This window comes from Halorubrum sp. SD612 (assembly GCF_002135005.1).
Genome location: NZ_NEWI01000380.1, coordinates 1 through 1,250 on the forward strand (window position 1 = coordinate 1; position 1,250 = coordinate 1,250).

The following is a 1,250-nucleotide window of genomic DNA, read 5'->3' on the forward strand; positions in this document are numbered from 1 at the left end:
AGGGAGAGGGCGGGTACGTCCTCGACGCGGCGGAGCGCGATCGCCTCCGCACGCTCCTCGGCGACGCTGCGACCGGCGAGACGGACCCTCGCGGGAACTCGCCGCGCTGGTTGGCGGCCGCGCTCGGCCTCCCGAGCGCGGCCCGCGAGGCGGCCTTCCTCGTCGCCGAACCCGACGGCGCGGACGACGCGCTCGCGACGCTTCCGGGGATCCCCGCGGTCGCGGTCCACGGCCGCGGCGGGTTCGACGCCGCGACCGAGCTCGCCGCCGAGATCGGGTCCGCCCACGCCGCGGCGGTCCACACCACCCAGCAGCGCCGCGCCCGCCGGGTCGCGGAGCGGCTCGCCCCCGGCCGCCTCGTCGTCAACCAGCCGGGGATCGCGGCGACCGGCGCGCGCTCGAACGGGTTCGAGGCGGCGCCCGTGCTGGCCGGCGGGGCCGCCGAGGGGAGCCAACTCGGCGGCGGGCTCACGCCCGACCGCTTCGCGCGGACGACCACCGTCGCCGCGACGGACGTCGTCGACGAGGCCGCTCACCGGAACGGGGCGGGCGACACGCTCCGCGGGCCCTGACCGATTTCTAAAGCTCGATCCGGTCGACGATCGACCCGTTCCCGTCCGCCCCGTCGCTGTGGGTGTTGATCGCGACGGTTCGGATCCGGTCTTCGAGCAGCGACCCGTCGATCTTCGCCTTCAAAAGCGAGTCGACCTGGTAGACGCCGGCGGCGTTGTTCATCCGGATCACGACCTGTACCGGGGTCTCGTCGCCCTCGCGGAGCGAGACGCGCTCGATCGCCTGCGAGGAGACGGTGTTGATCCCGCGGCCGCCCTCCTCGTAGGGGACCCGCGAGCGCCCGCGCTCCATGTCGAGGCCGTCGGCGATCCGGACGACGCCGGCCTCCAGGGTGAGCGGCTGCTCCTCGGTGTGGTGGCACAGGATGGCGTGGAGCACTTCGGCCTTCAGTCGCACCTGATCGGCCACGCCGTAGAACGCGGGGAGCAGGTCGTCCAGCAGGTCCGCCGCCAGCGGGATCGAGTAGTACGGGTGGTCGTGGCGGTGGACGACGTGGCCGATGTCGTGGAGCGTCGCCGCCAGCGCGACGATCACCGGCTCGTCGGCCTCGTCGAGCCCCTGCTGGCGGGCGCCGTTGAACTCGACGCCGCCGGCTTTGAGCAGGTCGTACAGCCGGAGCGCGCGGTCGCGGACGATCTCGACGTGTTTGGCGCCGTGGTCGTTGTACCCCTTCCGGT

Annotated in this window: 1 protein-coding gene and 1 pseudogene; one reads left to right on the forward strand and one right to left on the reverse strand. The window is 73.8% G+C overall.

The genetic code is table 11. The features are described 5' to 3' along the window. Positions 1-572: pseudogene (locus tag B9G38_RS17510) on the forward strand (acetaldehyde dehydrogenase); the annotation flags it as partial. Between the two features lie 7 nt (positions 573-579). Here B9G38_RS17510 and B9G38_RS17515 read toward each other — a convergent pair. Beyond that, a partial coding sequence (locus tag B9G38_RS17515; protein WP_086221196.1) for an HD domain-containing protein occupies positions 580-1,250 on the reverse strand: 671 nt, incomplete at its 5' end.